This is a genomic window from Microcystis sp. M_QC_C_20170808_M9Col (assembly GCF_007095495.1).
Taxonomy (GTDB): Bacteria; Cyanobacteriota; Cyanobacteriia; order Cyanobacteriales; family Microcystaceae; genus Microcystis; species Microcystis aeruginosa.
The window spans coordinates 1-6949 of record NZ_SFBZ01000251.1 but is presented as its reverse complement, the minus strand read 5'-3'; the positions used below and the strand labels follow the sequence as shown (position 1 = coordinate 6949).

Genomic DNA, 6949 nt, shown 5'->3' with positions numbered 1-6949 from the left:
TCAGTCTGTAGAGCGACCATAAGACCAGAACAGAGTAAATCTGTTAAGGCAGGTGCGAAAAATCCTTCGGGAAAGAAGCAGAAACCTAAATCGTGAGGTTTGGGAATCGCCGTCCGTTTACGGCGGTGAGGATGTCAATTCACACAAAATTGCTTAGAATCTGCTAATCTGATCAATCCGACAGAAGATCAGTATTTCGCAGCCATAGCAAAAGCTAAACAATTTCCTGATCAAACTATTACTATTGTTGATGCTTTGACTGCTATCATCTCAAGAGAATTAGATATACCTTTTTGGAGCTATGATTATCATTTTGATATAATGCGGGTGAAAGTATGGAGATAACCCTAAAGTGCCAACTAATACCAAATTTCTAAATCCATGACAGACATCCACGCTCGAATGCTTGCCAAGCCTGCATTCGTTGTGACGCGAATAAAGAAAAATGGTATAAAACCCTCCAAACCCTCAGAAAAGGAAACCACAAAAGTCTCCTAAAAACCATTAATAAAAAACTCGCAATCGCCCCTTAATTCAGTCAGTTGAGGGGGTTTATTTTTTACCTTTATTAACTTGATTAATAACAAATCCAACTTTAAAAACCCGCTCCCTTCTCCCCATTTTACCGCTTTCCTATCCCTTGTAAACAGGATTTATTAGGGTCAACAAGAGTCTTAGGGAGACAAATTAATCGATACTTTTGCCTCTTGCCTCTTGACCCTTGCCTTTTTCAACTGGTCCCTGAAAAGGTCTTAATTTTAAGGAAATACAGTTAAAGGAATCCATTCGTAGGTGTTGACAATACCTTGAAAATAATCATTAATAGTTTCTCTGGAATAGGGAACAACACCGTCTTCACCAAACCAACGTTCATAAATTGTCACCGCTTGTTGTTGGTCACTGACGATCCCTTCCATGAATTTTAATAGGGTATAATTCACTGTATCGCGCCATTTAGAATCATTTTCAGGTAAAGTACAGGCGTAGGATTCGTAGGCGTAGGGATAGGAGGGAACTATGGCTAAATTATTAGGATTTTTAGCGCTTTTCCTTAAGCCTTCCAGGGTAATGCCATCACTGGCAAAACCATCAATTTCTCCCGCTTCTAGTTTTTGTAAACCCTCGCCACGATTTTTAACTTTGACCAAAATAGCGGCGGGTTGTTGGGTTTTAATTACTGCTTCATTAGTAGTATTGGCAATCACTCCAATGCGTCTGCCTGCCAAGCTACCGATGTCATCGAGATTACTCCCTTTGCGGGTGAGCAATTGAGTACCACTGGCAAAATAACTAACGGAAAAATCCACTTCATTTTCTCTTTTCCAAGTAAAAGTAGTGGAGCCACATTCGATATCTATCACCCCTGTTTTCAACTTTTCAAAACGATTTTGGGGAGTAATCTCAACAATTTTTAACTTAATTGGTTTTCCTAACTTCCGTTCGGTTTCCTTGCGAATTAACTCTAACATATCAAGGCTGTAACCCACCCACTTGCCCTGGGAGTTGACAAAACCAAAGGGAATAGCATCTTTACGAGCGCCGGCAGTAATTATCCCAGTTTTTTGAATGCGATCGAAGATTGCTCCCGCAAGGCTAGAATGGTTACTGGTGAGGGTTAAAGCTACTGTCATCGTCATGACGGCAAGTGTACGCTTCATTTTTTTTCCTAATCTGAAAGTGGCTCAAGTCTGGGACTGTTTCAGGAGACTGAGAGTTTCCCAGAGGAAGATTTTTCAGCGGAGATTGCTGGGGACAAAAAAAGAGGAGAGATGTTACTCTCTCCCCCTTTCAGTTTTTTCGACAGCATTTTAAATTGTTTTTTCAGTTGTCGCTGTCGGGCCGAACCGCCCTTGCCTTTGTCGTTACGTCCCTGACGGCGGGGGGACTCCCATCGCTTAAGTCGCATAGTTTTTAATTCCAATTTAGTCAGTTATCTTTATTTTAACAGGGTTAACGTCGGTTTGGGTTAAGGAAATCAAGGGATGACAACTCAGGCTCTCTGTCACCCTGTGAGATGCTGAACTCTAGTTAACCAACCTTGTCCACCTAATTAGTATTTTCCCATGCTTAGTCAGCAACTTTGGCACAGCCATCAAGATCTAGTGCAAGCTTGTCTAGAACACCCTTTTGTGCGAGGTATCGCCACAGGAGAGCTTAAACGGGACTGTTTCGCTTTCTATGTCGGTCAAGATGCTTTTTTTCTGGAATCTTTCGCCCGTGCTTACAGTATCGCCGCTGCTAAAGCTCCCGATTGGCAGGGATTCACTAGCTTTCATCGGTTAGCGGCAGGGGTATTAAAGGAATTAGAATTACACGAAAATTACGCTTTACAGTGGGGGGTTGACCTGAGAAAGGTTCAGCCCGCTAACGCCACCCGTCGCTATACGGATTTTCTTCTCGCTACCGCTTGGATGGGTGACATCGGTGCGATTGCCGTGGCGATGAGTCCCTGTATGCGTCTTTATGCTTATCTGGGTCAACAATTAGCCCTAGAGCCGATTTCTGAGAATCCCTATCAAGCTTGGATTGATAGTTATAGTGGGGATGAATTCGCCGCTTTAGCAAGTCAGTTAGAGGAATTAGCCGATAAATACGCCCTGATGACGGAAAATATCTCTTTATCCTATCGTTATGCCCTTAGTTGCGAACAGGACTTCTTTAGTGCCGCCTACAGCCGGGGCAAATCTTAAAATTTTCCCGTCACAATGTTAAGAAATATAAATAACGCTAAGATTAAGGTAAGCAAAATCGTCATTATAAGAATAATGTTCCCTTCGCAACCAACCGAAAACGAACTCCTGAAAACTATCTTGGAACCTCTACTAGAGGATTTCACCCATTGGTTTTCCCGTTCCCGTCTCCTCCTCGAATCCGAGAGATTATCCTTTCTCAGCCTCGAGGAACAAAACGATTTATTGGCAAGAGTCAAAAATGCCCAACAGGAGGTGGCCACAGCTTATTTACTCTTTAAAACCACCGGTGGTCAGGTGGGTATCGAGGCCAAGATGTTGTTGCCTTGGCATCAGTTGGTGGCAGAGTGTTGGGGTGTCAGCAGTCGTCGTCGTCGATTACAGGGTTGGGGAGAATATCAATCTCCTCAAACTGACGCTTAACCTGAAACTTTTTGGTAAGCTAGAGAGTTGAGCGAATTTTTAGCATAAAGTTTTGGCAATTAGGAATATTCACACATAATTCATGGGAGACTTGGTCAATGCTACACCTACTCTATATCCTCGCCTTCACAGTTATCGCTTTTTTGACCATTAATAACTTAATTCGTAGTCTGATTACTGTTAGCATGGATTCCCAGAAACGTCCTGCTAAATCGGGTAATTCCTATAATCCCTACGGTTATCCCATGACTTCCCATCCGGAACTTTTGGACGAGGCCGGACAGCTGATTAACGAACCTCTGTTAGTGATTCGTTCTGTCACTGTCGAAGATGCTCGTCAGCAGTTAGATGCTATTTATAATTCTTCTCCCAGTGCTACCAAAGAGCAAGATGAAGAAATCTAATTGGTTCTAGAATGGCGGTCCTTGAAAACAGATATATTTATCTACACGGTTTTGCTTCTAGCCCCCAATCAACAAAAGCGCAATTTTTGAGACATTGTTGGCAAAAGAGGGGTTTAGCAATGGAAATTCCCGATCTTAACGGTGATGACTTTTCTAGCTTAACTCTCACTCGTCAGATTGTCCAAATCGGCCCATTGATTCAACAATCTCAGCTTCCCGTTACTCTGATTGGTTCCAGTTTTGGCGGTTTAACGGCAGCTTGGCTGGCAGAAACTTATTCTCAGGTGCAAAGGCTCGTTTTATTAGCTCCGGCTTTTAATTTCGGGCCGATTTGGTTAGGACAATTGGGAGCAGAAACCCTAGCCAATTGGCAAAAATCTGGGAGTTTATCGGTTTATCACTACGGTTATCGTCGTTCTCTGCCAATTTATTCCAAATTTATCGAGGATTTAGCTAATTATCCCCAAGAAAAGTTAATCAGGCAGCTCCCCACCCTGATTATTCATGGTCGTGCCGATGAGGTGATTCCCCTAGAAAATAGTCGCCATTATTGCATAAATCGTCCTTGGGTAAAATTAATCGAATTAGATAGTGATCATGCCCTTACCGATGTGATGACGAGAATCTGGGCTGAAATGCAGTTATTTCTCAATTTTTGACGAAAAAAGACCCCCCCCTTCCATAGAAAAAAGAGGGGCATACTTAGTACGCTTGTATTAAATTTTCTCCTGATGTCTTCCCACTACCAAAGTCCGCGGATAGGAGATACACTAGGCTCGGAAGCGGGTTGAGGAGCAACTTCAGTAAAGGTTCTGGTTTCCGGGGGTAAAGCGGGAAGTCCCCAAGCGGGTTCTTTTTGGTTAAGTTCTCTTAAAAGTTGCGAGCGATTGCTGCTGGTAGCGGTTTCCGATTTTAGTTTCAAGCGGGAAACCCAATAGGGACGAGCTTTACCCACATAAATTAACTTGCCATCTACCACTTGCAATAGTACATCGTCGCCACCGGTGGCATCCCCAGTAATACGAGCGGTGGTTCCGTCAGCAAAGTCACCACTGAAAATTTCTTTGCCATCCACTGTCACAGGTCTGATCAATTGGATGGACAGAATTCCACCCACGGTTCCCCGGACGCGACCTAGTATATAGTCACCGGGGTTAAGTTGCGGTTCACCTCTGTAGGTGTTATGGCCGCGCAGTTGACTGATCAGGATTTCGTTATTTTCCGGTCCTGCTTGTACGGGTACAGCGCCAACGGTGGTTAGGGCAACTAAACCGGCAAAACCAGCGACAAGGGAAATTTTGTTAAACACAATTACCTCAAGCAAAAAGTTAGTAAATTACTCAGAGACGTTCTAAATTATAACTTAGTTCCCAATTTTGTCTATATTGCGAAATATTTGTTTAATAATTTCTCGATCGAGGTGTTGAGGGTTGGGGGTTGGGTTTTTAGGGTTTTAGGGTGTTGGGGTGTTAGGGTGTTAGGGTTTTAGGGTTTTAGTTGAAATTCCCCCATTCCCCTACCTCCCCACCTCCTAATTCATAATTCCCACCTCCCCACTTCCCCATTACCCTATTCCCTGAAAACCGGATGAAGCTAGGCTTTAAGATCGATCGATATTGGTGAATAATTCAGGCATTTAAAGCACTTATTCTTAAGATTAGCCGAATCTCCCCCAATCCCTTTACTGTTGCCTCTTGCCTCTTGCCTCTTGCCTCGTCTCAACAAGCAATTTAAATGCTTAACAGCTTAGTTCGATATCTGTTTCTGCTAGGGGAGAGGGTAACTGGAAACGATTTAAGGTTTGTTGAATGCGATCAAAAATGGTGATTTTTGGCTCGCTATTGTTCTGGGGTTCGGGAATAGGTTCCACTTCTACCGGAGGCTAAATACTAGAGCCCGGTTCATTAATGTCCTTTGTCTCCGGTATGGTGGTTAAGGGAGATTCGATCGCTTCAGGGGTTTCCTCTACCTTTTCGATTGTTTCTGTCTCTACTGGTTTTTCTTCCACTATTGGGCTTTCTGGCTCAATAACAGTATTTTCTTCCACTATTGGGCTTTCTGGCTCAATAACAGGAGTTTCCTCCTCAATAACAGGGATTTCCTCAACTATAGGGGTTTCTTCTTCCTCAATAACGGGGGTTTCTTCCACTATAGGGGTTTCTGGCTCAATAACGGGGGTTTCTTCCTCAACTATGGGAGTTTTTTCCTCTAGACTGGGAATGGTTTTATAGTTGGGATCAACAATGCTACGGGCAATTGTAGGGGATAAATCGCCGCGGACTAATTGACTAAGGCCGTCTTGGTAAGAGGGATCAAAGCTAATCACGCGCACGCTGGTATTAAACTCGTTTTCGATTTTATTGCCCTTACCATCGATGAATTCTAATTGTACCCAGTTATTGCCCTTGGCAAAACCCTTGAGATAGATCGGTTCCCAAGTATCAAGCAGAAAACTCTCACCGTTGACAGTGACACGAATGCGCCAATCTTGAAGATTATTATCCCCGTTGGCAGTATTGGGCAGACGTAGAGGAGCATTACTCAGATAAAAATCGAGCAGGATCGGTTCTGCACCGTAGATTCCTTGCGGACTACTGTAGGTTAATAGGGGTAAGTTGTTATCAGGGGCATTTTTGCCTGTTTTTGTCAGAATATGAAAGGTTGTTTCAGCGAAGGCCCCATCATTTTTAAAACTTTCCTGCCAAGGCCGCAGGGCCAAGACGCGGAGGGTGTGAGTACCGGGGGCAAGATTTTCTAGGATAATCGGTTGCTTGAGGTCGTAGATAGCCGCTGCTGGTTCATTATCGACAATTAGGCTCAAGTGGGGTCCTAATTTCAGGGTATCGTCTTGGAAAATTGGCAGCTCCGACACTTTTAGTTTAACTGTCACCTGAGGGTTATCGAAAACTTGTTCGGCCAGAGGACTGAGAATCGTTACTTGGGGAGCGTAACGATCTAAACTGGGGCGCAGTTCCTGAATTAGGGCCGGGGGGGCAACCTCAGAAATGCGGCCTTGGACGACGGGAAGATGAAGGGTTTCGGAACTGGGGAGATTGGTAGCCGTCAGGCGATCGCCACAGGCGGTTAACAGGGTGGTCAGTAAACCGATCACAAGACATATATGAAGGGTTTTGACTGGGATTAATTTATGTAGTAGGGATAGCACGTTCCTCCTAGAGCCAAGGCCAAAATCTATACAAACCATTGATTTTTGCTAGAGTCATTGAATGCTCCGGTGTCAGCAAAAGCGCAAGAAGATGAGGTCATGGCCTCAATTTTACAGAATTGTTTGATTGTTTTTTGAGAATCTATCTAGGGTTTGCTGAAAAAGTTTTTCCTGGGGGCAGGGTGTGGGGTGTGGGGTGTGGGGTGTGGGGTTTTACCAGTTTTGAGGTGGCCAATTACCTAATTTTCAGGGAAAAAGTGCCTAAA

Annotated in this window: 7 protein-coding genes and 1 pseudogene; 4 read left to right on the top strand and 4 right to left on the bottom strand. The window is 43.9% G+C overall.

Features of this window, described 5'->3' with window-relative positions:
- Positions 1-758: 758 nt before the first annotated feature.
- Both EWV68_RS15090 and EWV68_RS15085 read right to left on the bottom strand, forming a co-directional pair.
- Positions 759-1658, bottom strand: coding sequence for an amino acid ABC transporter substrate-binding protein (locus EWV68_RS15090; RefSeq protein ID WP_287170277.1), 900 nt, complete (start codon positions 1656-1658; stop codon positions 759-761).
- 41 nt (positions 1659-1699) lie between these two features.
- Positions 1700-1906 (bottom strand): hypothetical protein, encoded by a 207-nt coding sequence (locus EWV68_RS15085; protein ID WP_061431061.1) that lies wholly within the window; start codon positions 1904-1906, stop codon positions 1700-1702.
- A 157-nt stretch (positions 1907-2063) separates the two neighbouring features.
- Between EWV68_RS15085 and EWV68_RS15080 the strand changes: the two genes are divergently transcribed.
- From EWV68_RS15080 to EWV68_RS15065, 4 genes are all read left to right on the top strand, one after another.
- Positions 2064-2690, top strand: a complete 627-nt coding sequence (locus tag EWV68_RS15080) for a TenA family protein (RefSeq protein WP_061430698.1) — start codon at positions 2064-2066, stop codon at positions 2688-2690.
- 15 nt (positions 2691-2705) lie between these two features.
- The gene (locus EWV68_RS15075) at positions 2706-3113 is read left to right on the top strand and encodes a DUF2605 domain-containing protein (protein ID WP_081106741.1); all 408 of its coding nucleotides are present in this window, start codon (positions 2706-2708) and stop codon (positions 3111-3113) included.
- Between the two features lie 98 nt (positions 3114-3211).
- Positions 3212-3517, top strand: coding sequence for a DUF2973 domain-containing protein (locus EWV68_RS15070; protein WP_061430696.1), 306 nt, complete (start codon positions 3212-3214; stop codon positions 3515-3517).
- An 11-nt stretch (positions 3518-3528) separates the two neighbouring features.
- Positions 3529-4176 (top strand): YqiA/YcfP family alpha/beta fold hydrolase, encoded by a 648-nt coding sequence (locus EWV68_RS15065; RefSeq protein WP_287170276.1) that lies wholly within the window; start codon positions 3529-3531, stop codon positions 4174-4176.
- Positions 4177-4259: 83 nt separating this feature from the next.
- On the opposite strand, the gene EWV68_RS15060 is transcribed toward EWV68_RS15065, so the two are convergent.
- Entirely contained in the window at positions 4260-4826 is a 567-nt protein-coding gene (locus EWV68_RS15060; RefSeq protein WP_287170274.1) for a hypothetical protein, read from the bottom strand.
- A gap of 429 nt (positions 4827-5255) precedes the next feature.
- Positions 5256-6722 (bottom strand): annotated as a pseudogene (locus EWV68_RS15055) (hypothetical protein).
- Positions 6723-6949: the final 227 nt, after the last annotated feature.

Bases quoted from the DNA above. Each gene is read 5' to 3' on its own strand.
- EWV68_RS15090 (WP_287170277.1), bottom strand. From the start codon at position 1,658: ATGAAGCGTACACTTGCCGTCATGACGATGACAGTAGCTTTAACCCTC.
- EWV68_RS15085 (WP_061431061.1), bottom strand. From the start codon at position 1,906: ATGCGACTTAAGCGATGGGAGTCCCCCCGCCGTCAGGGACGTAACGAC.
- EWV68_RS15080 (WP_061430698.1), top strand. From the start codon at position 2,064: ATGCTTAGTCAGCAACTTTGGCACAGCCATCAAGATCTAGTGCAAGCT.
- EWV68_RS15075 (WP_081106741.1), top strand. From the start codon at position 2,706: ATGTTAAGAAATATAAATAACGCTAAGATTAAGGTAAGCAAAATCGTC.
- EWV68_RS15070 (WP_061430696.1), top strand. From the start codon at position 3,212: ATGCTACACCTACTCTATATCCTCGCCTTCACAGTTATCGCTTTTTTG.
- EWV68_RS15065 (WP_287170276.1), top strand. From the start codon at position 3,529: ATGGCGGTCCTTGAAAACAGATATATTTATCTACACGGTTTTGCTTCT.